The 24,553-nt window shown below is 58.1% G+C and carries 21 protein-coding genes; 7 read left to right on the plus strand and 14 right to left on the minus strand.

From position 1 onward, the window contains the following. Positions 1-122: 122 nt before the first annotated feature. The 4 genes from V6936_RS14890 to V6936_RS14905 all read right to left on the minus strand — a co-directional run bounded on the left by V6936_RS14890 (position 123) and on the right by V6936_RS14905 (position 5,160). Positions 123-566, minus strand: a complete 444-nt coding sequence (locus V6936_RS14890; protein WP_003800684.1) for an acyl-CoA thioesterase — start codon at positions 564-566, stop codon at positions 123-125. A 96-nt stretch (positions 567-662) separates the two neighbouring features. Further along, on the minus strand, positions 663-1,178 hold the full coding sequence (locus V6936_RS14895) for a MarR family winged helix-turn-helix transcriptional regulator (protein ID WP_003800688.1): 516 nt from the start codon (positions 1,176-1,178) through the stop codon (positions 663-665). 242 nt (positions 1,179-1,420) lie between these two features. Continuing rightward, positions 1,421-2,926, minus strand: a complete 1,506-nt coding sequence (locus V6936_RS14900) for an indolepyruvate oxidoreductase subunit beta family protein (RefSeq protein ID WP_003800690.1) — start codon at positions 2,924-2,926, stop codon at positions 1,421-1,423. Between the two features lie 23 nt (positions 2,927-2,949). Then, positions 2,950-5,160: a thiamine pyrophosphate-dependent enzyme gene (locus tag V6936_RS14905; protein ID WP_003800693.1), complete on the minus strand. Its 2,211-nt coding sequence runs from the start codon at positions 5,158-5,160 to the stop codon at positions 2,950-2,952. Positions 5,161-5,410: 250 nt separating this feature from the next. Between V6936_RS14905 and V6936_RS14910 the strand changes: the two genes are divergently transcribed. Next, entirely contained in the window at positions 5,411-5,869 is a 459-nt protein-coding gene (locus tag V6936_RS14910) for a MarR family winged helix-turn-helix transcriptional regulator (RefSeq protein ID WP_003800695.1), read from the plus strand. Positions 5,870-6,089: 220 nt separating this feature from the next. Here the strand turns inward: V6936_RS14910 and V6936_RS14915 are convergent, their stop codons facing one another. Beyond that, the gene (locus V6936_RS14915) at positions 6,090-7,073 is read right to left on the minus strand and encodes a Bug family tripartite tricarboxylate transporter substrate binding protein (RefSeq protein WP_003800697.1); all 984 of its coding nucleotides are present in this window, start codon (positions 7,071-7,073) and stop codon (positions 6,090-6,092) included. A gap of 64 nt (positions 7,074-7,137) precedes the next feature. Continuing rightward, positions 7,138-8,733, minus strand: a complete 1,596-nt coding sequence (locus tag V6936_RS14920) for a sulfatase-like hydrolase/transferase (protein ID WP_003800699.1) — start codon at positions 8,731-8,733, stop codon at positions 7,138-7,140. 252 nt (positions 8,734-8,985) lie between these two features. On the opposite strand from V6936_RS14920, the gene V6936_RS14925 reads away from it, so the two are divergent. After that, the gene (locus tag V6936_RS14925; RefSeq protein ID WP_336580046.1) at positions 8,986-9,726 is read left to right on the plus strand and encodes an IclR family transcriptional regulator; all 741 of its coding nucleotides are present in this window, start codon (positions 8,986-8,988) and stop codon (positions 9,724-9,726) included. A 32-nt stretch (positions 9,727-9,758) separates the two neighbouring features. Here the strand turns inward: V6936_RS14925 and V6936_RS14930 are convergent, their stop codons facing one another. Further along, entirely contained in the window at positions 9,759-10,718 is a 960-nt protein-coding gene (locus V6936_RS14930; protein WP_003800704.1) for a 5'-nucleotidase, read from the minus strand. A 124-nt stretch (positions 10,719-10,842) separates the two neighbouring features. Here V6936_RS14930 and V6936_RS14935 point away from each other — a divergent pair, with 124 nt between their 5' ends. The 3 genes from V6936_RS14935 (at position 10,843) to V6936_RS14950 (ending at position 14,341) form a co-directional block, all read left to right on the plus strand. Beyond that, positions 10,843-11,544 carry a glutathione S-transferase gene (locus V6936_RS14935; protein WP_059318414.1) on the plus strand — a complete coding sequence of 234 codons (702 nt, stop codon included), beginning with the start codon at positions 10,843-10,845 and terminating at the stop codon, positions 11,542-11,544. An 84-nt stretch (positions 11,545-11,628) separates the two neighbouring features. Continuing rightward, positions 11,629-13,143 (plus strand): MFS transporter, encoded by a 1,515-nt coding sequence (locus V6936_RS14945; protein WP_003800708.1) that lies wholly within the window; start codon positions 11,629-11,631, stop codon positions 13,141-13,143. 220 nt (positions 13,144-13,363) lie between these two features. Continuing rightward, positions 13,364-14,341, plus strand: coding sequence for a tripartite tricarboxylate transporter substrate binding protein BugD (locus V6936_RS14950; RefSeq protein ID WP_003800710.1), 978 nt, complete (start codon positions 13,364-13,366; stop codon positions 14,339-14,341). Between the two features lie 213 nt (positions 14,342-14,554). On the opposite strand, the gene V6936_RS14955 is transcribed toward V6936_RS14950, so the two are convergent. From V6936_RS14955 to V6936_RS14980, 6 genes are all read right to left on the minus strand, one after another. Then, entirely contained in the window at positions 14,555-15,787 is a 1,233-nt protein-coding gene (locus V6936_RS14955) for a CobW family GTP-binding protein (RefSeq protein ID WP_336580047.1), read from the minus strand. Between the two features lie 68 nt (positions 15,788-15,855). Next, positions 15,856-16,734: a phosphonopyruvate hydrolase gene (locus tag V6936_RS14960; RefSeq protein WP_336580048.1), complete on the minus strand. Its 879-nt coding sequence runs from the start codon at positions 16,732-16,734 to the stop codon at positions 15,856-15,858. A 19-nt stretch (positions 16,735-16,753) separates the two neighbouring features. Continuing rightward, positions 16,754-17,980 carry a pyridoxal phosphate-dependent aminotransferase gene (locus tag V6936_RS14965; RefSeq protein ID WP_240209151.1) on the minus strand — a complete coding sequence of 409 codons (1,227 nt, stop codon included), beginning with the start codon at positions 17,978-17,980 and terminating at the stop codon, positions 16,754-16,756. Further along, positions 17,977-19,635: an ABC transporter permease gene (locus V6936_RS14970; protein WP_336580049.1), complete on the minus strand. Its 1,659-nt coding sequence runs from the start codon at positions 19,633-19,635 to the stop codon at positions 17,977-17,979. Before V6936_RS14970 ends, V6936_RS14965 begins: the two co-directional genes overlap by 4 nt. Next, positions 19,632-20,696: an ABC transporter ATP-binding protein gene (locus tag V6936_RS14975; RefSeq protein ID WP_045930489.1), complete on the minus strand. Its 1,065-nt coding sequence runs from the start codon at positions 20,694-20,696 to the stop codon at positions 19,632-19,634. The genes V6936_RS14970 and V6936_RS14975 overlap by 4 nt, the downstream gene beginning before the upstream one ends. 11 nt (positions 20,697-20,707) lie before the next feature. Further along, positions 20,708-21,691, minus strand: coding sequence for an ABC transporter substrate-binding protein (locus tag V6936_RS14980; protein WP_131071117.1), 984 nt, complete (start codon positions 21,689-21,691; stop codon positions 20,708-20,710). Positions 21,692-21,811: 120 nt separating this feature from the next. Here V6936_RS14980 and V6936_RS14985 point away from each other — a divergent pair, with 120 nt between their 5' ends. Beyond that, on the plus strand, positions 21,812-22,693 hold the full coding sequence (locus V6936_RS14985) for a LysR family transcriptional regulator (RefSeq protein WP_059318420.1): 882 nt from the start codon (positions 21,812-21,814) through the stop codon (positions 22,691-22,693). 28 nt (positions 22,694-22,721) lie between these two features. Here V6936_RS14985 and V6936_RS14990 read toward each other — a convergent pair whose 3' ends face one another. Then, entirely contained in the window at positions 22,722-23,648 is a 927-nt protein-coding gene (locus V6936_RS14990) for a DMT family transporter (RefSeq protein ID WP_059318450.1), read from the minus strand. Positions 23,649-23,814: 166 nt separating this feature from the next. Between V6936_RS14990 and V6936_RS14995 the strand changes: the two genes are divergently transcribed. Next, positions 23,815-24,543: a GntR family transcriptional regulator gene (locus V6936_RS14995; protein WP_003800716.1), complete on the plus strand. Its 729-nt coding sequence runs from the start codon at positions 23,815-23,817 to the stop codon at positions 24,541-24,543. The last annotated feature ends 10 nt before the right edge of the window (positions 24,544-24,553 follow it).

A 24,553-nucleotide genomic window follows, 5' to 3' on the forward strand; every position in this document is an offset into this window, starting at 1 on the left:
CGTATGGTCTGAATACATGCTTTCGAGCATAGTATATTTATTAATAAATATTATACAAGTCAACTATTTAAATCAAAAAAAATACCTGACCTGCACACTGCCTGCTACTACTTCAAACTAGATCAAGCCTGGCTGCTTTCTGGCTGGGCAATCACATACGCTTGCATGGGGTTGCGCAGGAAATCAGGGATAGGAATACCCAGGTGGGTCTCCAGCGAGGTGGTCACCACAGTCTGGCGCACTTGCATACGCAGCACGCCGTCCTTGCCGACGCAACGCAACAGCAACGTCAAGGAGCTGTTGCCAATGCGTTCCACTCCCAGGCTCATCACCACATCATCACCCATACGGCTGATGGACTTGAACTCGGCTTCAATATGTACCGAGGGCATGCCTACCCGTTTGCTGGCGATCATGTTGTGAAAACCCTCGGGTACCATGGAATCGATCCATGCTTCCATCAGGTCGTTAAACATCACAAAGTACTGCGGATAAAAAACGATACCCGCTGGATCGCATTCCGAAAAACGGATGCGATGTTCTTGTTCGTACAGCTTGGAAACCATGTTGTAGACACCTTTTTAGCAAGTGTTTTGTGCGCCTGTCTGTGACGCTATCCGCATTCTGTCTGGCCTCACAGACCGGGCAGAATGCACCTTATGCTAGCTGGCCGTGCTTTGCAGATGCACCCGCAGCAAGCCCAGATGCTGATGGATATGCACAACTTCGTCTGTCGCCAGTCCTTCAAACATTTCTGCAATCCAGTCACTGTGGGCCTGGGCCATCGCCTCGAAACTGCTTTTGCCCTTGGGGGTGAGACGCAACACCCAAGCACGTCGGTCTGTTGGACTGCTCTGGCGAGACACCATGCCTTCTCGGGCCAGCTCGTCAGTCAGTCCGGTAATATTGCCGCCGGTCACCATCAGATAGCGTGACAACTCGCCCATCTTCAGGCCCTGCGGGTAGCGGTACAACTGGGCCATGTAATCAAAACGGGCCAGCGAAATACCATGATTCTGGCGCAGGCGACGACGGATCTCGTCCTCGATCTGCTTGGTGCAGGTCAGCATGCGCAACCACAATTTCAGGCTGGCAGGGTCCTTGGGACCGACGCGGCCTTCAAATCCAGCATCGGCTGGCTCTACCAGTAAATCCTGTGCTGCTTCGCTTTGATTCATATTCTTGCCCCCCAAACTTTGGCTAATTTCAGTTTGACCAACAGGCGGGATACTCGTGCTTGAACAAGTGTGAACAAGTGGCCAAATAGACACGGAACGTCTGGCTCTCCATGCCGCGGTCACCGTGCCAATCCGAATTTATATTCTACTATGAATATTTTAGAAATAAAGTATTTAGGGGGTTAAATCCGTGCCTTCAAGGGTTTTCACCAAGGCCGCTGTCCAGCGGCCTGGTGAACCCTTTACACCAGGGCGTACTGGCGCAATGTGGCCTCTAGCTTGGAGCCATGCTCGTCGGCCAAGGCCGCATCGCGCAAGGCGCCCAGCATGGCTGGCGACAAGGTGCTGGGGTTGCGCTCCAGTGCCGACATCACGGTCTGGTAGTTGCGCAGCCCGCGAGCATGCGTATCGCCGTAGCCCTTGACCAGACGCTGACATTGGGCAATTTCCAAAGCCAGGGCCGGGTGAGCATCGGCCGCCTGCTCAATCTGCTTTAACCAGCTTTCAATGCGCTGTTGCTCGGCCTGGTAACGCAGCGTGCGACGACGCCAGCGTTTAAAGCCCGACAACAGATACAAAGGAATAAAGCCGCGCACCGAGCTGGTTTGAATAACACGTCCGGACTTGGTCAGCGATTTCACCAGTTTGTTGCCCCAAGTAGGACGCATCAGCCAGCGGCCAACACTGGCAAACGGCAGGATTTCGCTGATCTCTTCCACACGCGGATGCATGTATTCATTGATCGCCACGATCTGGCCATCGGCAGCACGCACTTCCTTGTGGACGCGGTCAAAACGACTGGCACGGGTTTTCAGCTCGGCCACGCGAATGGCATCTTCGTAAGACATCCACAAGGCCAGATACCGACCCGTTTCACGCACCAGGGCCACGTCATCCGGACGTGCGAAGCGGCTGATCTTTTTCAGGCGGTCCAGGTACAAATTGGCGTAATCCACATCCTGGAAATCCAGAACACGGCGCACCCCTTCCACCACGATGGGCTGGGCCTGCTCAGGCACTTCGGCACGAACACGGTCAATCAGCTTGGCAACAGCTGGGTCACGCGGAGCCAGCGTTGCCATATCAACCGGTTTGTTATCCGACTCGGCCTTGCCGGCATCACCTTCGGCCACACGAGCGTAAGCAGCGCCAAAAGCCTTCAGGCTGGGCTTGACGCCCACGCCACCGCGCTCAATTGTCTGCTCGAACTGGGTGCGGCTAAAGGGCAGCACACCCGTACTGGCCAAGGCACCAAACAGCACGGCGGAAATCACGCTGCCCGAGTCCTCGGCCGCTTTTTCCATATTGAAATACACAAAACGCTTGGCAGCCTGCGTGGCGTGCGCAATCAGCGCATTGTCATCCACCCGGCCATCGCCCATGGCCGATTTTTCGGCAATGGAGTAGACACGGTGCGTAGAGGCAATCAATGTGGTGCGGTCTTCGGTGACCAGGCCGCGCTGCACGGCGCGACCCGCTTCCATCAGCTCGGATGCCAGGACCACGTCCACATCGCCGGGCATGGGCATCAAGGCCAGCACCGGCCTCTTGCCATCAGGTGCGGCCGAGTGCGGAAACAGCTCCACATAATAAATCGTGGCACCGGTACGCTGGGCCACGCCCGGCACCGAGGTGGTTTGTGCAAAGTAGCCGTTTTGTTCGCCCAGGTTGACGATCCAGTCGGCCAGCACGCCGCCGCCTTCGCCACCCATGGCCAAAATAGCAATCTTGATTGGTTTGATCTGCATGATAAGAATCTCTACGGGTGTGCTTAGAAGGCCAGACGATCACGACGGGCAGCGTCACGACGCTGCAACCAGCCAATAAAGCCACGGCGGGTTTTTTCGCGGAACTTGTCCCAGCCAGTCGGGTTGCTGACGACTTGAGCCCGGTAGAACGAGGGGCACAGAATCGCCGCGTGGGAAACCTCACCACACAGACCGCAACCCACACAGCTGTTCATCACATTGGCCACCGGGTCCTGACGCAGAGCGTCCGGGTTGGGGCGAATCGACAGCGACGGACAACCGGACAGACGGATGCAGGAGTGATCGCCGGTACAGGTGTCCGGGTCCACGCCAAAGCGCTCGCGCACCACGCGCTCACCTGCCGCCACTGCCTTGCGGACCTGGCCTTTTTCGCGACGCTGACGGTTCAACATACATTCGCTTTGCGCCACCAGCACCTTGGGACCTTTTTCCTTGGTCGTCAGGGCCTCACGCAAAGTAGCCGTCATGGTCTTCAGATCGTAGGTGCGACGGATCATGCGCAGCCATTCCACACCCACGCCACGCGCGGCTTTCTCGATCAGGTGACCGGTACTGCGCGTTTCGTTCTTGGCCTTGGAGGACAGGATGTCCTGACCGCCCGTGGCGGCGGTGTAGCTGTTGTCGATCACAATGGTCAGGTTGTCACTGCGGTTAAATACCGCATTGGCAATACCACTGGTCAGACCGTTGTGCCAGAAACCGCCGTCACCCATGACCGAGATGGCGCGCTTGTCGGACTCCACGTTCAAGGCTGCCGAACCGGCGCCGCCCAGACCGTAGCCCATGGTGGTGTTACCCAGATTGAAGGGCGGCAAAATGGAGAACAGGTGACAGCCAATGTCGGCAGAGACGTGGTGTTCGCCCAGTTCGCGCTCCACCAGTTTCAACGCGGTAAAGATAGGACGCTCGGGACAGCCAGTACAAAACCCGGGAGGACGGGCATGAACGTTTTCGTCCAGGCTGCCCAACGGTTTGACTTCGGCGGCTTCCACGTCCACCAGGCTGGCTTGTTCCGCTTTTGGACGCTCCACCGTCTCGACTTTCATCGGGATCACACGTGGTTTGCGAGGAGCCAGAGGCTCGACGCGGCCATATTTTTCCATGAAAGCGCGCAGGCCTTTGAGCATGGTGGCGGTGTTGTATTCACCGGCCAGTGGCAGCAGGTCCTTGCCGTGCAGGGTGACGTCCACATTGTGGCGACGCACGATGTCGGAAATGTTCTGTTCCACAAAGTTGGGCTGACCCTCTTCCAGCACCAGCACCGCACGTTTGCCTTCGCAGAAACGGACGATTTCGGACTCGATCAGCGGGTAGGCCACGTTCATCACGTACATGGGCACTTTGGATTCGCCAAACACATCGGCCAGATCCAGGTGTTCCAAAGCGCGGATCACGGTGTTGTAGCCACCGCCCTGAACGATCAGACCCACATCGTCGGTGCCATCAGCAAAGAATTCATTGAGCTGACGCTCTTCGATGAACTTGACGGCGTTCGGCCAGCGCTGTTCGATCTTTTCTTTTTCATGCAGGAAGCTGGCAGGCGGCAACACAATGCGATTGATGTCGCGTGTGGGCTGCTCCATGGCTTCTTTAATGGTGAATTTGGCGCGGCGGTTGTCCGAGGCCACAAACTGACCATGCACGTGGCAGGCGCGAATGCGCAGCTGCAACATGACAGGGGTGTTGGACGCTTCGGACAAATCAAAACCGTCTTTGACCGCTTGCACAATACAGGGCAGGTTAGGACGCGGGTCTAGCATCCACATTTGCGACTTCATGGCAAAAGCGTGACTGCGCTCTTGCATGATGGACGAGCCTTCGCCGTAGTCTTCGCCCACGATGATCAGCGCACCGCCCTTGACCCCACCCGAGGCCAGGTTGGCCAGCGCGTCAGAGGCCACGTTGGTGCCTACCGTCGCTTTGAAGGTGATGGCGCCACGCAGCGGGTAGTTGACCGACGCAGCCAGTGTGGCCGCCGCGGTCGCCTCGCTGGCGCTGTTTTCAAAACGGATTCCGTTCTCTTGCAAGATGTCCTGGGCATCGGCCAGCACGTCCATCAAGTGCGAGATAGGCGCACCCTGGTAACCGGCCACATAGGACACGCCCGATTCCAGCAGGGCCTTGGTCACCGCCAAGATGCCTTCGCCACTGAATACGTCTCCATCCCCCAGGCGCAGCTTTTTGACTTCTTCGACAAATGATCGCTCAGCCATTTTCTTTCCTTACTTACCGCGTATTGTGAACATGGTATTTATTTTCATCGGAATATGTTTATATCTCAACATATCCATTCTCATGGTTTTCCCTAGTAAAGACGCCAAATTATTTGCGACACGCGAACGGACAGCTTGGTTATAGTGAGCCCTGTTGCCGCCGCGCGGGGTCTTCAGGCCTGACCATCTGCTCGGGCCCACGCCCCTGCAGATTCGCGGCACCCACTAGCCTGTAATGACAATAAGCACCATGAGCCCCACCGAACACGACACCGTCTTTGTCGAAAATTACCTGCCCGCCCTGTTGGCCCAGGCCAGCCAGCTGATCTCTGCCGAATTCCACGAAGTGGTGCTGAGCAACGGTTTGTCCATTTCCGAATGGCGTGTCCTGTCCACCCTGTCCGGCGCGGGCGAGGTCAGTATTGGGCACCTGGCGCGCATTGCGACCACCAAGCAACCAACTGTCACCCGTTTGCTGGATCGACTGGAAAAACAAGGTTTATTGCGCCGCGTAGCCCACGATGTGGATCGTCGCATCACGCTGGTGCGCATTACCGAAGAAGGGCAGACCCTGATCTCCGGCCTGATTGCCAAGGCCCGCCTGCACGAGCAGGAGGTCGTCCAGCGCCTGCAACCCCTGGACGTCAATGCCCTCAAGGCCACCTTGCGACGCCTGATTTCCGAGCAGCACGACTATAACGAGCAGTAAAACGCAGCACGACCGCGCACACTATCGGTTCTAACCCTGCTGCCTGGGGATCTGGATGGTCCAGCCAGGAGTGGGAGAAGAGAGACGGCCAGCATTCAGAAACACCACCCACACACCGCTCAGGCGATGTGTGGGTGGTGTTTTTTGTTGACGCAGTCCTGCCGGTTCCAACGCCCCCGGCCGACCGCTTGCCGGCACAGGGCGCTACCCGACCCGCCGTTTATTCAGGCTGAATGCCCAGGGTAGGGATCAGCTCGGAATAAACTTTGGAGTCGTTCTGCACACGCTCCAGCGTCTGGGCTGGGGTGGTGTAGAACTGGGCCAGACCACGGTTCTTGAAAGCCGCCTGCATCTCGGGAGTTTTCAGTGCCGCATCCACTTTTTCCTGAATTTCCTTTACCGTCTCATCGGGCGTGGTGCCGGGAGCAAACAGTGCAAACGTAGTGGTAGGGATGCTGTTGGCGTGGCCGCCTGCTTCCTCGACAGTCGGCACGTTTGGCAGCAGCTCGGTCCGTTTGTCTGCACCGACGGCCAGGATCCGGACTTTACCGCCATTCACATGCTGGGATGCCAGAATGCCACCGACCAGCATGGCATCCGTCTCGCCACCCAGAATTGCATTGGTCGCCGGGGCCATGCCTTTGTAGGGAATGTAAGTGAAGTTCACGCCTTCCTCACGGCCCAGCAGGCCCATGCCCAGGTGCGTGACATGCCCACGTCCGCCTGTGCCCACATTGGTATCTCCGTTGGCCTTCTTGGCCTGGGCAATGAATTCCTTGTAATCCTTGGCCGGAAAGTCATTGCGCACCAGCAGATACAGGTTCACACCTGCTACCGTGGTGACCGGCTTCAAGTCTTTTTCCCATTTGTAGGGCAGGTTGCTGTAGAGCAGAGGGTTGGTCGATACCGCCAGACTGTCCACCATCAGCAAGGCCGAACCATCGCCTTTGGCCTTGACCACATTATCGGTGCCAATAATGGCATTGGCGCCCGGGCGGTTTTCAATCACAAAGACTTTGCCCGTGGCCTTGTTCAAATGCACACCCAGATCGCGGGCCAGAATGTCAGGCTCGGTGCCGGGCGGGTAGGGGACCACAATACGTACCTGCTCCGTGCTCGGCCAGGCCGCCTGAGCCATCATCGGCGCCAGAGCGCCTACTCCGGCCAGCAACAGGGCCAGCGTCGTATTTTTAAGCTGTTTCATTGTCCACTCCTTATCGTTATTAATTGCGGCCCGCCACCCACACTGGCAGCCCCCCGCAGCGTATTTACCATCGTCCAATCAAGATGTTCATCATGCGCTCATGCGCATTGGTACGATCTTCTACTGCAGCCCAGCTTTCGCTGGCACGCCCTTTCAGGGTGTCATGCCAGTCCAGCAGGCCTTCTTTCATACGCCGACAAACCGCCGCGTACGCCGGGTCCGCGCCCAGGTCGTGCAGCTCGTCAGGGTCTTGTTTCAAATCGAACAGCTGGGGCCGATAGCCCTGCCAATGTATGTATTTATAGTCACCATCGCGCAGCATCAGCCCCCGGCACTCCTCCACCCCGCGGCCCAGGATCTGACGGGCTTCCCGATACGCGTAGTCCAGACTGGCGACGGTATACTCACGAGCCCAAGCGGATTGACCGTGTAATAGGGGAATCAGGGAGCGGCCTTCCACGCGATGCTCCTGGGCGGGCAGTTGCAAGGCATCCAGAATCGTGGGCGTCACGTCCACACACTCCACAAAGGCATCACTGCCTTGTCCGCGTGTGGCGTTCGCCGACGCCCGGGGATCAACCACGATCAGCGGCACGCGAATAGCGTTTTCAAAAAAATATTCTTTCTCGCCCAGCCAGTGATCGCCCAGCAAATCACCATGATCCGAGCTGAAAATAATCAGCGTGTCTTTCAGGCGATCCTGCTGTTCGAGCTGGTCCAGCAAACGGCCGACCTCATCGTCGATCTGCTGGACCAGGCCCATATACACGGGCTTGATCGTGCGCCAGACCTCGTCCTGAGCGAAAGACCGGGACTCTTCATGCTGCTGATAGGCGGCATGGACCGGATGGGCCTGGTGGCGCTCGTGCTCGGCCCGCACTGGCGCACAGGCATCGTGCGCGCCAAAGCGGTCGTGGTAGGGCGCTGGCGCCTTGTACGGCCAATGCGGTTTGATGAAAGACAGGTGCAAGGCCCAGGGCTCTTCACCTTTGGCGGTGATGAAATCCATGGCGCGCTGGGTAAAGTAGGCGGTTTCAGAGTCCTGGGCCTTGACCCGTGCCGGCAGGCTGGCATTGCGCATGTACCAGCCAGAGGCAAACTGCCCCTGGGCGTCCTGGCTGCCGATCACATAATCTTCCCAGGGCCGCTCGCTGTCATAGCCCTTGCTGTGCAAATACTGGCGGTACTCACTATCGGGGCCCATCTCGAAGTGACCGTCATAGCGCTCGATGGCCGTAAACCCCCCTTGCCAGAAGCGCTCGGCTCCCTCGGGCTGGACCTGAAAGCGGCCGGCACGGGCGCCAGCCGGGTCCGGCACATGATGGGTCTTGCCCAGCAGATGGCAATCCCGTCCGGACTGGGCCAGATAATCGCCCAGATACAGCTCATCGATAGGGTGAGGAACGCGATTCCAGGTAACCCGGTGCGACAAGGGGTAGCGGCCGGTGTAATACGAAGCCCGTGCGGGGCCACAGACGGCCGAGTTCACATAGGCGCGATCAAAGCGCATCCCCATCGCCGCCAAACGATCCAGATTGGGCGTCTTTAATGCACCGCCGGGGGCATAACAGGACAGGTGATCCGCGCGTAACTGGTCACACATGATGAACAGTACATTCTTGATTTCCAACGACACCTGACTGGGCTGAGCCTGATCCATGTCCGCCTCTAAAAACCGATGCCGGGCCCGTGTCGTGCCCAGCGTCACAAAAAGGGTAGGCCATGTGTAAGCAAATGCATAACAGACCCGCTTGTTCTCCAGATTATTACCGCAGTCTGAGAAAAATTTCCGAATAATGTGATGGTTTAGGTATAAACCAGTAGAAGGGGGACTTGCCCGATGTTGCGCCCCACTGACAGGCCGCCGCGTGGTTAGAATAGAGAACCAACAACTCCATTTTGACGAGGGCACATGAATAGTCTAAGACGCATGTTGCAAATTCTGGACTTGTACGGTGCACACACGCCGGTGCTGGATGTGGAGACCATCTGCACCCGCCTGAGCTATCCTCCCGCCACCACCTATCGCTATCTGAAAGAGCTATGCAATAGCGGCCTGTTGATTCGCAGCCCAGAAGGCTACGTACCTGGGCCACGGTTTATTGAAATGGATTTGCTGATCCGCGAATTTGATCCGCTGGTCAGCCGCTGTCGCCCTCTGTTGCGATCTCTGGTTGAGCAAACCGGGCTGGATGTCCTGATTGGCCAGCAATATGGCGAACGCATTCTGACCACCCACCAGGAAACAGGGCCCGAGCGCTTCGAGCTGCTGTTTGGGCGAGGCCGCACGATGGACATGTTCCGCAGCTCCACGGCGCGCATCATCACCGCGTACCTGCCTACCCGTCATCTTCGCCGTTTGTACGAGAAAAACCAGCACCTGGATTATGTACAACGCCTGGGCAAGGACTGGCCGGCTTTTTCCGCGCATATGCAGGAGCTGCGTCGCGCCGGCTACTGCATCACCAAAGAACAGATCAATCCGGGCATAGGCGGGATTTCTGCACCCATTTTCGATGATGCCAAGCGTATCTTTGGCAGCCTAACCTTGCTGGGAAGCCTGGAACGCTTTGATGCAATCAGCCCCGAGGCACTGGCCACCCTGATCCAGCCTGCTGCACGCGCCGTCAGCCGGTCTCTGGCACAGGCCTAAGGCCTCCCTGTCCACCGTGGTTTAAGCTGTTTTCACTCTTTTTCCTGCTCCACCCCGCTGGCCGCTGGGTGATTAACAAACCCGAACGGGATGTGCACGGAGGGAAGAGTCTGCGCAGTAGGAATCAGGTGGGTAGTCTGGTCATCAAAGAAAATATGAGGCTGCAAGACCTCCAGCACCCGCCGCTTTTCAATGCCGCCCAGAAAGAAAGCCTCATTCACCTCGATGCCCCAGCTGCGTATGGTGTTGATCACACGCTCGTGAGCGGGTGCGTTGCGTGCCGTCACAATGGCAATACGCAGACGCGGCACATAGTCGGCATGGTGTTGCTGATGCTGCTGCTCCACTTCCTGAATATGCGCCAGTTTCAGCAAAAAAGCCTGCAAAAGGCCGGGATTATGCGGTTGTTGCACCAAACGCATTTCATGCTCGAAAAAAGCAGGCAAGCCCCCCTGCTGTTGGTAGACGCGCTCGGACTCGTCATCGGCAATCACGCCATCAAAATCAAAGGCCACACGAATCGGCTGATCGTCATAGGCATCCTCGTAAGAGGAGTTCAGGACCTGTCCAGCCGGATACCCTTGCTGCACCGCGCGATGCACGTCCTGCTGATTGGCGGACAGAAACAGGCTGATCGACAAGGGTTGGATATACGGGCTGGGATCGCCTCCTTGCAAAAAAACGGCTCGCGTAATGTCCAGACCATGGTGTCGAATCGAATTCATCACCCGCAGGCCGGTATTGGGATCGTTGCGAGACAGCAGCACCACCTCGACCAAGGGATCGTCGGGGGACAGGTCATTCAAGGCCAGCAAACGCCGGATAAAGGAGAAGGCCACGCCCGGTTTCAGGGGTTCGTGCTCGCGTGCCAGCTGATAGTCGCGATAGGCCGCCTCGCCCTGTTCCTGAAAGACCTGATGGGACTGGCTCAGATCAAACAAGGCGCTGGAGGCCAGCCCGATCACCAGCCGTTTTTCCAGGTCATAAGCCATGGTTTGCTCCGCAAGTGCGCAAAAAAACCAGCATACCAAAACACGAGGCAGGATCTGGCACTACCCAAGCAGAACAAAGCCTACTAAAGTGCAAGCACTATCCGCTTTGCGACACTGTGCCACCATGCCAACCACCAAACACTACACCCTTGTCCTGGGCAATCCCCACTACTCATCCTGGTCCCTGCGTCCCTGGCTGCTGATGAGCTACCTGGGCATGGACTTTGATGTGCGCTGGTTCAATTTCGGGCCCGCCTTCAGTACCCTGGCCTTTCACGAAATGGCCCCTGCCGGACACGTACCCGTGCTGCACACGCGCGGGCAAATCATTTGGGACAGCCTGGCTATTGTCGAGTATCTGGCCGAACAGCATCCCGGCGTCTGGCCCATTGACCCGATTGCCCGGGCCTGGGCACGCAGTGCCAGTGCGGAAATGCATGCCAACTTTTCTTCCCTGCGCACCCTATGCCCCTTTGCCGTGGCACTGCGCGCCCAGCATCACCGACAGGACATGCGTCTGCACGGCGAGCTTGAACGCCTGCAAACCCTCTGGCAAGAAGGTCTGAACCGCTTTGGGGGGCCTTTCCTGGCCGGCGAACGATTCAGCGCCGTCGATGCCTTTTATGCCCCTGTGGTGTTCCGTCTGCAAACCTATGGTCTGAAACTGGACCCCGCCTGCCAACGCTATGCGGACAGCCTGCTCGCCCTGCCAGCCATGCAGCACTGGCACCAGATGGCCTGTGAGGACAGCTGGCGCGACCCGGATCATGAGGCCGAAGTGTTGCATGTGGCCGATATACATCTGGATTTACGCCAGCCAGCCTAGTGTCAGCGAATAGCCATGTCAGCGCAGGCCTGAAAGAGTATCCTTGATGGTCCCGAATGATTTCGCTGGCAAGGATTACGCTGCATGGGCGACACGTACTTTCGCACGACACACTACCATTTCACCGAGCTGGACCCTCAGGCGCAGGACGCCTATACGGACTCGCTGTCTCAACAGGCACGGGCCAAGGCGGCCTGCCTGCGCTTTGATGTCGTACGCAAGGACCAGCCGCCGGGACAATGGGTGTTGTATGAAAGCTGGCAAGACAGCCAAAGCTGCCGGGACTTTCACGCCAGTGCTGCGGCCCAGACTCTGCAGAAAGCCCGGATCGAGCCGATGCTGAACCCCGCCGCGGCACCGGCTGACCCTTCCCTGGCAGCGCGCCCCGCCCGCAAGAAACGCCAATGGGACCCCTATGTGTGGATCAGTATCGCCATGTGTATCGGCGTGATGGGCACCGCTCTGGCCAGTCCGCTTTACCCGCTGTATCAGGACCGGTGGGACCTGAATGCCAGCCACATCACCCAGTTGTATGTGGCTTATATGGCCGCCGGTCTGACAGGCCTGCTGTTTCTGGGCCGTCTGAGCGACCTGAAAGGCTTTATGCCGGTGCTGCGCACCGGGCTGATTCTGGTCACCAGCGGTGTGACCTTGTCTGCCTTTGCCTGGGACGTGGGCAGTTTCCTGTTCAGCCGCATCATGATCGGGATGGCATCGAGCATGATTGTGACCTCGGCCTCCATCGGCCTGGGGCAATTTAACCGGGGTGGGGATGTACAACGCGCCGCCGCCACCACCTCGCTGATGCTGGCTTTTGGTTTTGGTCTGGGCCCGGTTGTGGGCGGCCTGATTGCACAATGGATACCCAATCCGCTGTTCTCAAGCTATCTTCCCTCCATGGTGCTGGGCATCCTGGCCATCTATGCGCTGTTCCAGATCAAACCCCTTGCCAGCAAGCAGCCCGTTGTGCAGGAAAAAAGCAGCTGGCGCACCTGGATGCCGCGCCTGACACTGCCCGCCACTCATTTGCGTCGTCCCTATCTGATTGGCTGTTTGTCGGCCTGCTGCGCCTTTGCCATGTTCAGCCTGTTTGCTTCCCTGGCACCCAGCTTCATGGAACAAATGGTGCCTTGGCATGGCCCGGCCACCAGCGGTCTGTCTATCGGGATCATCCTGTTTCTGTCCTCAGGCTTTCAGTTGCTGATCCGCCGCTGGCCCGCCAAACGCAGCGTCATTGTGGGCCTGCTGTCCTTCACCCTGGCATGTATCGCCCTGCTGATTAACCTGTGGGCCAGCTCCTCGCTGCTGTTCATTTTGTGCGTGCTGCTGACCGCCTTTGGTCACGGCCTGTGCATGTACGGAGGCATGTCCATCGTGCAGCGCGTCTCGCCCCCTCACCAGCGTGCCGGTCTGACCTCCACTTACCTGATTACCGGCTATCTGGGCGCCATCCTGCCCATTCTGGGACTGGGCTGGCTGGCCGATCACCTGGGCCTGGACCAGGGTTTGATGATCTTTTGCAGCCTGATCGCCCTTGCCGCAACGGCGGTCTCCATCATTGCCTACCTGACGCCTGTTCTGCACAAACCGGCCTCCTGACAGGCCCCCCCGCAAGCCGTTCCCCTTAAGAACGGCTTGCCGCGTCTGCTGCCCCCGTATATTCCCCTAGTCCATTTCAGCGCTTTCCTAGGGTTAGACCTTAAAAAGAAACGCGGCGACCCTCAGTAGAATAAAACCCGCTCCTTAACGTTTGGCAGCAACTCGCGAACGTATCCAAGTATCGCCCACAAGAATAAGCAATCCTTATCCAGGAGGCATTATGGCTGTTGCATTAAACAAGCTGTTGGTCAGTCTAGGCGCGGCGTTGGCCTGCTCGGCCGTCGCACAGGCGGCGGACTATCCGGACCACCCCATCAATATGGTGGTGCCGTTTGCCGCAGGCGGCCCGACCGACAACGTGGCCCGCGCCTTGGCCGAGTCCATGCGACCCGTACTGGGCCAGACCATTGTGGTCGAGAACAAGGGCGGGGCGGGCGGCTCCATCGGTACGGCTCAGGTTGCCCGTGCCAAGCCAGATGGCTACAACATCCTGTTGATGCACATCGGCTTTTCCACCGCACCGTCGCTTTACAAAAAGCCCGGCTATGACGCCATCAACGGCATGTCTCCCATTGGTCTTGTGGTGGACGTACCCATGACCATCATTGCCCGTGAGGACTTCCCCCCCAATAACATCCAGGAACTGGTGCAGTACCTGAAGGACAACCAGGACAAGGTCTCCCTGGCCAATGCCGGAATTGGCGCAGCCAGCCACCTGTGCGGCACCATGTTCACCGAAGCACTGGGTATCGATCTGCTGACCGTGCCCTACAAAGGCACAGCCCCCGCCATTGCGGACCTGATGGGCAAGCAGGTGGACATCATGTGTGACCAGACCACCAACACCACTCAGCAAATCAAGTCAGGCAAGGTCAAGGTATATGCCGTCACCAGCCGTGAGCGGGTCCCCACATTCCCCGATGTCCCCACCATGCAGGAGTCAGGCTTCAAAGACTTTGAAGTCGGCATCTGGCACGGTATGTGGGCTCCCAAAGACACGCCCCAGCCTGTAGTCGACACCTTGGTAAAGGCCCTGCAGGCAGGTCTGGCCGACGAGGATTTCAAAAAGCGCATGGCCACCCTGGGTGCCACCGTCATGCAAAACGAGGCCAACCCGGCAGCCCTGCAAGCCAAGGTAGAGCAACAAGTGCCCCAATGGGCTGAGTTGTTCAAGAAAGTGGGCGTGGAGCCCCAATAAAATCGCTTAGCCCAAAGGCTTTTGAAAAGGACGCTTAGGCGTCCTTTTTTTCGGCTTGAGGAACGGTCTATCATAGCGGTGGATAGCCTGTTCGGATGAGAAAGAGGCAATGCGCCCTCAGGCTCCTGGCGATTCAAGAAACGCCGATCAAGAAAGGCTCGGACTTAACGACTAAAGGACATCCGGCCAAGAGAGGCTCGGACTCATCGAGTCTTAATCCGTCTTTCGAACCGCAGCATTCAGTTCCTGCAATCGCGCCCAAAGCTCCTGAAAATCCAGATCCTGCGTGATCAATACCATGCGCCCTTGCTGATCCGGCCAAGGCCAGTGAGGCACGGTCTGCCAAGGGTAGGACTGATGCTGCACGGCATGAATTACCTGTGGCTGGTCCATGCCTTGTACGGGCAGAACCGCCTTCAGGCGGAGGAGACGAGGGCCCGCCCATTGGCACAGATTCGACAGCCAGGATTGCAGCGTGTCGGCAGGCAAAGGCTGGGGGAACAGAGCGCTTAACGAATAGATGGAGTCTCCATGGCGGGAGGTATCCGGCATACTGACCGCCGACGTTCCTGGACGCTCTCCCTGCGGGTGAGCAGACTCAGAACTGTTGCTGTTGCCAGCCAGGGTGCCCGTGCCGTGGCCATGGCTATGGCTATGGCTATGGCTATGGCTATGGCTATGGCTATGGCTATGCACATGATCGTGATCGTGATCGTGATCGTGATCGTGATCGTGATCGTGATCGTGATCGTGATCGCCAGTATCTTGCCCCAGCACCTCAAAAGCCTCCAGGCTCCAGGCCCGTCCTTGTCCGACTTGCTCACCCAAGCCCAACAGGCTGGGAGCAACAGGCTGCCCGGCCCTCAGGATCTGCTGTTGCGCCAAAGGATTCAAGCCACGTACATATTCACGCAGCGCCGTTTCAGTCCCTGCATCCACCCGGTCACGCTTGCTAAACAGCAGCAGGTCGGCCACGGCCACCTGTCGCTGTGCCTCGGCATGGCGCGCCAGCGTTTCCAGTCCATGCTCCAAATCCACCACCGTCGCCACACCCGCCAGGCTGTACTTGCCCGCCAATTGTGGATCACTTAACAAGGTGTGCAAGATGGGTGCGGGATTGGCCAGCCCGGTCGTCTCAATCAGCACCCGTCGAAACTGCCGCTGACCTGCCCGCGAAAAACGCCAGGTAATGTCGCGCAAGGTCTGCACCAGATCACGCCGTATGGTGCAGCACAGGCAACCGCTGCCCATGGCCTCGATCACGTTTTCCTGGCTGTGCGCCACCAGATGATGGTCCAGCGCCGTCTGCCCAAACTCATTGATGATGACCAGGGTGTCGGCCATCTGTGCTTCTTGCAAAGCACGATTGATCAGAGTCGTTTTCCCGCTGCCCAGAAAACCGGTCAACAGTGTGACGGGGATAGGGCCTTGTGCAGATTTGGGCATCGCATTCATCCGGCTAAGGGCCCGCCGTCGGGCCACCCGCCATTATACGAAGCCCAACACTGTTCCTTCTAGCGTAGAAACCGGGCCTCAATCTGACGCATATGGGCATCACCTTGCAAACCAATAATGGTTTTGACGGAAGGCAAGCCGGCATCCACATTCTGAATGCCACCATCCTGGCGAATCTGGGCAAATACAGCTTGCATGGCCCCTACGGCCGCACGAATCGCATGATTGCCGTAAATCACCACGCCCACCTTGCCCAGTCGCGCAATGTCCGCCTCGGTCAGTTGAGGGTAGGCCGTTGGCACCAGCACCAGCGGCACCTTGCCGGTCCAGGCCTGCACAAAGGACAGAATCTGGTCTGGCGTGGCTTGTTTGGAGTGAATCAAAATGGCATCTGCACCCGCCTGCTCGTAAGCCAGCCCCCGCTTCAGGGCCTCTTCCTGCCCCAGGCCAGCAATCAGGGCCTCGACCCGCGCAATGATCAGAAAGTCAGGGTCACGGCGAGCAGCGCACGCCGCTTCAATCTTGCCCTGAAACTCGTCAATGCGTGCTAGTTCCTGACGCCCATCCGCCCGCAGGCTGGTGTCTTTAGGAAAGGTTTTATCCTCCATCACAATGGCACTGGCTCCCGCCGCTTCGTACAGCGGGATGACGTAGCTGACATTTACCGCATTGCCAAAGCCGGTATCAATATCGGCAATCAAAGGGATGTCCACGGTCGAGGCGATCGCCCGCATCATCTCCAGGTGGGTGCCCATCGACAGGATATTGGCGTCGGGCACGGCATAACTGGCTGACAACTCAAAACCGCTACCCCAAATTGCCCCGAAACCGGCATCCTGAGCCAGGCGGGCAGACAGGGGATTATGTGCGGCCATTGCCGTCATCAAACGCCCTTGGGAGAACGCTTCTTTCAACACCTGGTTTTTTTTGCTATTCACACTATTTCTCCGTAAGGAATCAGCTCAGTCGCGCAATGGCCTGGGCAATGCGGCTCATCGCCTCCTCCAGCTCCTGATCGCTGGAGGCATAAGACACCCGAAAGTGACCCGGTAGTTCAAACGCCGAACCGGGCACCACGGCCACCCCTGCACTGCGCAGGAAATACATGCACAGGTCCTTGTCGGTACTGATCAACTGGCCCGACGGGTCCCGCAGGCCCAATACGCCTTGGCAGCTAGGGAAGACATAAAACGCCCCCATGGGCAGATCGCATTCAATGCCCGGCATGACATTGAGCGCGGCTACCACATTGTCACGGCGGCGGCGGAACGCTTCCACAAACTCGGGCAAAAATTCCATGGGGCCATCCAGTGCGGCCACGGCCGCTGCCTGGCTGATGGAGCTGGTATGGGACGTCGCTTGCGACTGCACCAGATTCATGGCCTTGATCAGAGGCAGCGGACCGGCGGCGAATCCTACCCGCCAGCCGGTCATTGCATAGGCCTTGGAGACGCCATTGATGGTCAAGGTGCGCGCCGCCATGTTCGGCGACAAGGCAGCAGGCGTCGCGAAGGGTTCGTCGCTATAGCGGATTTTTTCGTATACATCATCGGCCATCACCCAGACATGCGGGTGGCGCAACAGCACTTGCTCCAGCGCTTCCAGTTCCTGCCGTGAATACACGGCACCACTGGGATTGGAGGGAGAATTGAGCATCAGCCATTTGGTACGGGGGGTGATGGCACGTTCAAGCTGGTCGGCTTGCAGCTTGAAGCCGGCTTGTGCACTGCAACGCACAATGACTGGCTGGCCACCTGCCAACAAGACCATTTCAGGGTAAGACACCCAGGCAGGGGTAGGGATAATGACCTCATCCCCGTCCTGCACGGTGGCCTGCAAGGCGTTATACAAGGCTTGTTTGGCCCCGCAACCCACCTGGATCTGATCCGGGCTGAAATGCAGGCCATTGTCACACTCGAACTTGCGCACCACGGCCTCCCGCAAGGCCAGGGTGCCGGCTACTTCGGTATAGCGGGACTCATTGCGATCAATCGCTTCTTTGGCCGCCTGACGCACATGCTCGGGGGTTGCAAAGTCCGGCTCGCCCTGACTGAGGGTAATCACAGACTGCCCCTGTTGCCGCATTTGATTGGCCAGACGCGTCATCTCTTTGGTGGCCGATGCCTTGGCTCCCAACACGCGCTGGGCCAGCGCGATCTCTTCCTGACATTGCACAAAGCTCATTGTGTCCATCCTACTTTTACTTTGAAAACGAAACGGGTCAGCAGCAGCGGCAGAAATATCGCCATCAACAGCACCAGGCTATAGGCACTGGCCTGAGCCAAACGCCCACTGTCCACCAATTGAAAAACCTCGATAGGCAGGGTGCTCATCCCGCCAAAATACAGAACCACCGTGGCGGATAACTCCGACAAGGTCGTGATCCACATCAGCACCGTGGCCGCAATGACGGCAGGCCATACCACCGGCAGAACGACCTTTGCAAAGGTGGGCATCGGGGCCACGCCCAAACTGATAGAGGCCTCCTCGATAGAATTGCGCAAGTTATGCAAAGGCCCCATGGCCGCCCGCACACTGGTGGGCACCCGGCGTAAAAAGTAGGCCAGCGCCATAATCACCCAACTGCCCGTCAGCACCAGCCAGCCGCTGTTAAACACATTGATCAAAGCAATGCCCAGCACCGTGCCGGCAATCGTCAAGGGCAGCATGACCAGCACATCCAGGCCCGCACTCAAGCCGGACGGCCGTTTCACAATCAGATAGGCCGCCACGATGGAGAACACGGCACCAGCACTGGTTGCCGCAGCACCCAGCAGCAAGGAGTTGTACAAAGGTCCGGGAGCCTGCACCAGGGCTTGCTGCATATGGCTCAAGGTAAAGCCGCCATACTTCAGCACCGGCCCGATAGAGGGCGTAAATGCGGTGATAATCACCACCATCACGGGTAGCACTGACAGCACAATCAGGATCGATACCAAAGTGGCACACACAGCGGCCTGCCAGGCACGCAGGGGCACGCGCTCCGGAGCTCGTCCGGACTCCATCTGGTAGGTGCGTCGGGCCACCACCCACTTTTGAATCAGCAGCAAGGCCAGGCCCAAAAACACCAGCAAAGAAGCCATGGTGGTCTGCATTTGCGGATTACCACCCATCTCGCTGACAAACTCGTTATAAGTCTTGACCGCCAGCACGGGGGTGCGGGCTCCCAGAATGGCCGGAACACCAAAATCCCCGATGACATGCATGAAAACCAGCACCGCGGCACCACATAAAGCTGGCACCATCAAAGGAAAGGTCACCGTGCGCAAGGTGCGAACGGGGGAGCTGCCCAGACTCAGGCCCGCCTCTTCCAGGTTGCGATCCATGGACTTCAAACCTACCAGCACGGCAACATAGGCGTACACGTAGTTGTTCAAGGTCATCACAAAAACCAGACCCCACCAGGCATACAAGGACGGCAGTTCCAGACCCAAGGGCGCCAGCAAGCTATTGAGCACACCTTGTTTACCCAGCACCACGATCCAGGCCGCCGCCACCACCACATCTGGAATGACCAGGGTCAGCAGGGGCAAAACACCCAGACAGGCAGCCAAGGGGAAGGAAAAGCGAGCGGCGGCCAGGGCCAAACCAGCGCCCAGCACCAGACTGAGCAGGGTAACCGCGCCTCCTAGCCACAAGGTGTTGAACAGGCTCTCCCGGTAAGCGGGCTCAGAGAAGAACTGCACGTAGCCGTGCAAGCCAAACTGACCTTCCTTGTTGAACAGGGAACTGGTCAGCATGGACAAGACCGGCCACAGTAAAAAGTAGCCCAGCAAGGCCACCGCCCCCAGCGCCAGCATCAACCAGGCTGGATCACGTCGCAAAGAACCCAGCATCATGTCCGCTCCACCAAAAGAGCCGACTCGGGAACGCGCAATACCACCGCATCGCCCCGTTCCCAGCTCTGGCTGACGCCGGTATTCCAGACCACCGCCTTCAGAAAACCGAATTCGGTGCGCAACTGATATGCCGTACTGGGGCCCCGGTAATCCACGCTCTCAATTCGCGCGGCAATGTCCCCCTCGTCAAGCGGACGCAAGGCATCCACACTCAGGGTTTCAGGCCGCACAGCCAACATCGTCTGCTCAGAAAAACGCCCGGCAGACTGGATACGCACAATGCAGCCTGCCGTCCGGAAGCGGCGGCAGCCGTCTGCGGCTTGACCGAGCTCCTCCTGAAGCTCGATCAAATTGGCCCCTCCTACAAAATCAGCCACAAAGCTGTTGTCAGGGCAGCGATAAATCTGCTCGGGTGTCCCGACCTGACGGACGCAGCCCCGATCCATGACGGCAATGTAATCAGACACGCTCAGCGCTTCTTCCTGATCATGCGTCACAAACACGGTAGTAATGCCGGCTTCCTGCTGCAAGTCCCGCAGCATCTCGCGCAGATCGGTGCGCAGCTTGGCATCCAGGGCAGACAAGGGCTCATCCAGCAAGAGCAGATCGGGCTTGATCACCAAAGCGCGTGCCATGGCCACTCGCTGTCGCTGCCCACCGGACAAGGCAGACGGCAAGGCATCCGCCTTGTCCTTCAAGCCCACGCGCGCCAGCATTTCCAACGCGGGGACGCGAGCCTGGGAGCGAGACTGGCCACGCGCCAGCAAACCGTAGCTGACGTTATCCAGCACGCTGCGATCCGGAAACAGCGCGTAATCCTGAAACACCATGCCCACATTGCGTTTGTGCACAGGCACTCGCGTCATGTCTGTTTGGCCGAACAGCACCTTGCCATGATCAGGGCGCACAAACCCGGCCAGCATGCGCAGCAAGGTCGTCTTGCCACAACCCGATGGCCCCAGCAGGGTAAACAAGGAGCCACTGGGGATGTCCAGATCCAAACCGTGAAACAAAGTCTGTGAGCCGTAGCTTTGCTCAATACCTGATAGATGTATCTGCATACCAGTCCCGCCTAGCGCTGGGAAACCAGTGCACGCCAACGTGCCAGGAAGGCTTCACGATCCGCCCCCATACGATCATCATCCAGCGCATGCACACGGATCTGATCCATGGCAGGCAAGCTTGTCAGCGTATTGACGGCAATATCGCTGCGCAAAGGGCGGCGGAACGCGCTTTTGAACACCTCTTCCTGCGCAGGGCGGGAGGCAAGGAAGTCATACAGCTTGCGAGCGGATTCGGGGTTACGCCCGCCCTTGATCAAGGCCATGCCTTCCGGCGACAAGAAAGTGCCCTCTTTGGGGTAGACCAGGTCAATCGTATCCAGACCACCGGCCACATATTGATAGGCGGCATATTCCATCGTTACCGCAACCGCAAACTCGCCATTGGCAACGCCCTCGTAGGCGCCGGAGGTGGTCCCGACCACCACAGCATTGCGCACGACCTTCTCAAACACCTCCTGACCCATCAGATCTTGCAGGCCGTACAAGGCAACATAAGAAGAGCTGCTGCGCTCCGGATCTGGAATCACGATCTTGCCCTTCCAGGCCGGATCAGCCAGATCCGCCCAGCTGGCAGGCGCCTTGAGCTTGCCCAACTGACGCTCGTTGAGCATCAATACCGTGACATGGGTATTGGTACCCAGCCAGCGTTGCCCGGCTCCCTGATACTGTGCACCTACTGCACTGGCCTCGGGCGACGAATAGGGCGCCAGGTACTCGGCATACTGCGACAAGGTGGAAAACCCGCCGGACCAGAACAAATCGCCCAGGGGTTGCTCTGCTTCGGCCTTGATACGCTGCATCAGGGCACCGGAACCCGCCCGCACCACGGACACCGATATCTCGGGGTGGACCTGACGGAACTGCTCAATCACCGTGTTCACCACATCGATGTTATTGGAGGAGTACAACACCACTTCATCCGCCTTGGCAGCCCCCGTACCCAGGCAGGAAAGCATGAGCAAAGCGGATAGATAAGAGAAACGGTTTTGCATGATTATTTCCTGTAATTTCAATAAAATTGCATGAAAATCATGGTATTTATCTTAGATGACCGTTCTGTTACACCCTACACCTACCCCCTGTTAAGCGTGGCCCTATCATGAGTTTTAATCATGCTTGAAAATGTTCCTCTGGTCCCTCTGCGTGTATTTGTCGCGGTGGGCCGACAAGGTAATTTCACCCGTGCAGCCCAAAGCCTGGGGATCACCCAAAGCGCAGTCAGCCGGCATATCGCCACCCTGGAAAAAGTCAGCAAGCAGGCTCTGTTCATTCGACGCGGCCCCTATATTGAGCTGACGGCAGCCGGCCTGCAGTTGTATGACACGGTCAAAGATGCGATGGCCACTCTGGAGATGGCCATTCAACAAATCACCCATCAGCAGGATCAGCACGAACGGCTGAGAGTCCGCACCTCCATGCCCAGCTTTTCAATGACGGTGCTGGTGCCCATGCTTGGCCAGTTCACCGCTCAGCACAATTGGCAGATTGATCTGATCACCAATCTGTCGCCACCCCGTCCTAATGAAGCGTTTGACGTGCTGATCAGCCGTGACTTGAGCCTGCCCGACAGCGAAAGCTGGGAGCTCATACGCGAAGAACTGGTATGCGTGGCAGCGCCCGCCTTAATCCAGCAACATAGCAGGCAGGCCTGGGAGCACTGGCCTATGGTGACCGCACGCTCACGACCGGACATGTTGGGTTTATGGGCTTTGGATCAGGGTATTGAGCCTTCACGGCTGCTGTTGAGCGCCACCTACGATCACCTGTTTTTCGCAATTGCCGGGGCCATTGCCGGCTCCGGATTTCTAGTTGTGCCGCGTTTACTGGTGATGGATCATCTACGCGATGGCGTTCTGCGGGAAGTCGGCCCTGGCCAAGTCGCCACGGGCGCAACCTACATGGCCTATGTCAACGCACAATCACCCCAGCAAAGTGAGGCCCGCCAGTTTTGCCGATGGTTGAAAAGCAGCTTGCGACAACGCATTGCGCCTTGAGGCCGTTCACGTCATGTCGCTGATTCGGTCAGGCTCTGCGACGTCGCAACTGACTGATCCAGCTATAGGCGCTGACCAAGGTAATGCCCATCAACACCAGTAAAGCGCCCATCACAAAACGGGGTTCTATGGGCTCACCCAGCAAAAACGCCCCGAACAGAACACCGAACAAAGGGGTGGCGAAGGAAAAGACCCCCAGACGCGACGCCTGATAGTTACGCAGCAACCAGAACCAGACCAGAAAGCTCAAGAACGCCACCACGACGGACTGAAACACCAGGCTGGCGACCAGCAAGCCTGACCATTGAATCTCGGTTTGTCCGGTCACGGCAGCAGCTACCATCAGAATGACAAAAGCGCTGAACAGCTGATAGAGCAAGGCTTCCGAAGGCGGGACGGCAGACAGGCGCGTGCTACGGATCAGCACGGTGGTAAAGCCCCATAAGGCCCCCGCCGCCAAGGCCATCAAATCGCCTATCAGCATGTGCCCCACATCGGCGCCGTCGGGGCTGCCCGGCCCCAGAAAAGTAATCGCAATACCCGCCACCGCCAGCCCGATCCCCACCCATTGCAGGCGCGCCAGCCGCTCAGAGGGCAAAAGCAGGTGCAGGCCCAGGGCTGCAAACACCGGTGCCGTGTACAGAAACACCACCACATGCGCGGCCGAAGTAAAACGCAAGCTCTCGCCCAGCAGCAAATACTCCAGCGCAAACAACAGGCCGGCCATCAGTCCCGGTTTCCAGGCCCCTTCAGTAAAAGCCAATTTGTGCGTGCGCACCAGAACCAGCAGGGCCACCAGCACGCAGGCCACGCCCGAGCGCAGGCCAATCTGAAAGACAGGCGCCATGTCATTGGCCGTAGCCTTGAGCAGAATCTGCTGAAAACTCCAGATCAGACACAGGACCAGCATGGCACCACTGGCCAGGGCATCCAGGGGTTTACGTTCATTGCTCATCAGGCAGGGGGACTCGGACAGAAAAAATTGATTATCCGCGAAAAACGGCCGAATCAAAACGGGCCGCCCGCTTCTTTACCCTCGGATAAGCCTTAATTGATATATCAAAAAGCTCTACCTAGAATGATTTAAGCCTAAAAAACAGCACCAGGCGTGGGAGACAGCCATGACGCTCAGCAATACCGACCGGGTACGAATCGAACTGGAGCACCGCATTGCCAGCGGTGATCTGCCGCCGGGCAGCGCCATTGACGAGTCCTTGCTCTGCACCTTCTTTCGGGTGTCACGCACGCCGGTGCGTGAGGCCTTGCTGCAACTGGCCGCCACCGGTCAAGTGCGCATCGCCCCGCGTGCCGGTATTTTTGTCACCCAGCACACCATTGAGGAACTGGAAGAAATGCTGGAAACCCTGGCTTTGCTCGAAGGTGCCTGTACCCAACTGGCCGCCTACCGGATCAGCAATGCCCAGATTCGTGAGCTGGAGCGTTTGCAAAAGCGGGGCGCCAAGGCCTTGCAGGACAAAAGTCTGGGCGATTACGCCGCCTATAACGCCGAACTGCATGCCCTGGTTCACAGCATTGCCGGCAACTCCTTCATGGTGCAGCAGATTGAACATCTGCGCCGTTTGACCAATCCCTATCGTCATCGTCATCTGGATCAGGAAAATCGCATGGAACAGTCCTGGCATGAGCATCAGGCACTGACCCAGGCACTGGCCCTGCGCGATGGCCCCAGCGCCATGCAGGCCGCGGCCAGCCATGTGCTGTCAGGCGCTGAATCCCTGCGCCGTGTCGCCCAAGCCCATCCCGAAAAATGGGAGTTCGACAAGCGCGAGCGCTACAGCTGGCTCAATGCCCAGCTCAATCCCTTGGCCGGATTTTATATGCGGCACTAATTCATAACTA

The organism is Alcaligenes sp. CHO6, from assembly GCF_037120595.1.
In the GTDB taxonomy this organism is placed as follows: Bacteria; Pseudomonadota; Gammaproteobacteria; order Burkholderiales; family Burkholderiaceae_B; genus Alcaligenes; species Alcaligenes ammonioxydans.

Coding starts and splice junctions, on each gene's coding strand:
- V6936_RS14890 (WP_003800684.1), bottom strand. CDS start 566: ATGGTTTCCAAGCTGTACGAACAAGAACATCGCATCCGTTTTTCGGAA.
- V6936_RS14895 (WP_003800688.1), bottom strand. CDS start 1,178: ATGAATCAAAGCGAAGCAGCACAGGATTTACTGGTAGAGCCAGCCGAT.
- V6936_RS14900 (WP_003800690.1), bottom strand. CDS start 2,926: ATGCAGATCAAACCAATCAAGATTGCTATTTTGGCCATGGGTGGCGAA.
- V6936_RS14905 (WP_003800693.1), bottom strand. CDS start 5,160: ATGGCTGAGCGATCATTTGTCGAAGAAGTCAAAAAGCTGCGCCTGGGG.
- V6936_RS14910 (WP_003800695.1), top strand. CDS start 5,411: ATGAGCCCCACCGAACACGACACCGTCTTTGTCGAAAATTACCTGCCC.
- V6936_RS14915 (WP_003800697.1), bottom strand. CDS start 7,073: ATGAAACAGCTTAAAAATACGACGCTGGCCCTGTTGCTGGCCGGAGTA.
- V6936_RS14920 (WP_003800699.1), bottom strand. CDS start 8,733: ATGGATCAGGCTCAGCCCAGTCAGGTGTCGTTGGAAATCAAGAATGTA.
- V6936_RS14925 (WP_336580046.1), top strand. CDS start 8,986: ATGAATAGTCTAAGACGCATGTTGCAAATTCTGGACTTGTACGGTGCA.
- V6936_RS14930 (WP_003800704.1), bottom strand. CDS start 10,718: ATGGCTTATGACCTGGAAAAACGGCTGGTGATCGGGCTGGCCTCCAGC.
- V6936_RS14935 (WP_059318414.1), top strand. CDS start 10,843: ATGCCAACCACCAAACACTACACCCTTGTCCTGGGCAATCCCCACTAC.
- V6936_RS14945 (WP_003800708.1), top strand. CDS start 11,629: ATGGGCGACACGTACTTTCGCACGACACACTACCATTTCACCGAGCTG.
- V6936_RS14950 (WP_003800710.1), top strand. CDS start 13,364: ATGGCTGTTGCATTAAACAAGCTGTTGGTCAGTCTAGGCGCGGCGTTG.
- V6936_RS14955 (WP_336580047.1), bottom strand. CDS start 15,787: ATGCCCAAATCTGCACAAGGCCCTATCCCCGTCACACTGTTGACCGGT.
- V6936_RS14965 (WP_240209151.1), bottom strand. CDS start 17,980: ATGAGCTTTGTGCAATGTCAGGAAGAGATCGCGCTGGCCCAGCGCGTG.
- V6936_RS14970 (WP_336580049.1), bottom strand. CDS start 19,635: ATGATGCTGGGTTCTTTGCGACGTGATCCAGCCTGGTTGATGCTGGCG.
- V6936_RS14975 (WP_045930489.1), bottom strand. CDS start 20,696: ATGCAGATACATCTATCAGGTATTGAGCAAAGCTACGGCTCACAGACT.
- V6936_RS14980 (WP_131071117.1), bottom strand. CDS start 21,691: ATGCAAAACCGTTTCTCTTATCTATCCGCTTTGCTCATGCTTTCCTGC.
- V6936_RS14985 (WP_059318420.1), top strand. CDS start 21,812: ATGCTTGAAAATGTTCCTCTGGTCCCTCTGCGTGTATTTGTCGCGGTG.
- V6936_RS14990 (WP_059318450.1), bottom strand. CDS start 23,648: ATGAGCAATGAACGTAAACCCCTGGATGCCCTGGCCAGTGGTGCCATG.
- V6936_RS14995 (WP_003800716.1), top strand. CDS start 23,815: ATGACGCTCAGCAATACCGACCGGGTACGAATCGAACTGGAGCACCGC.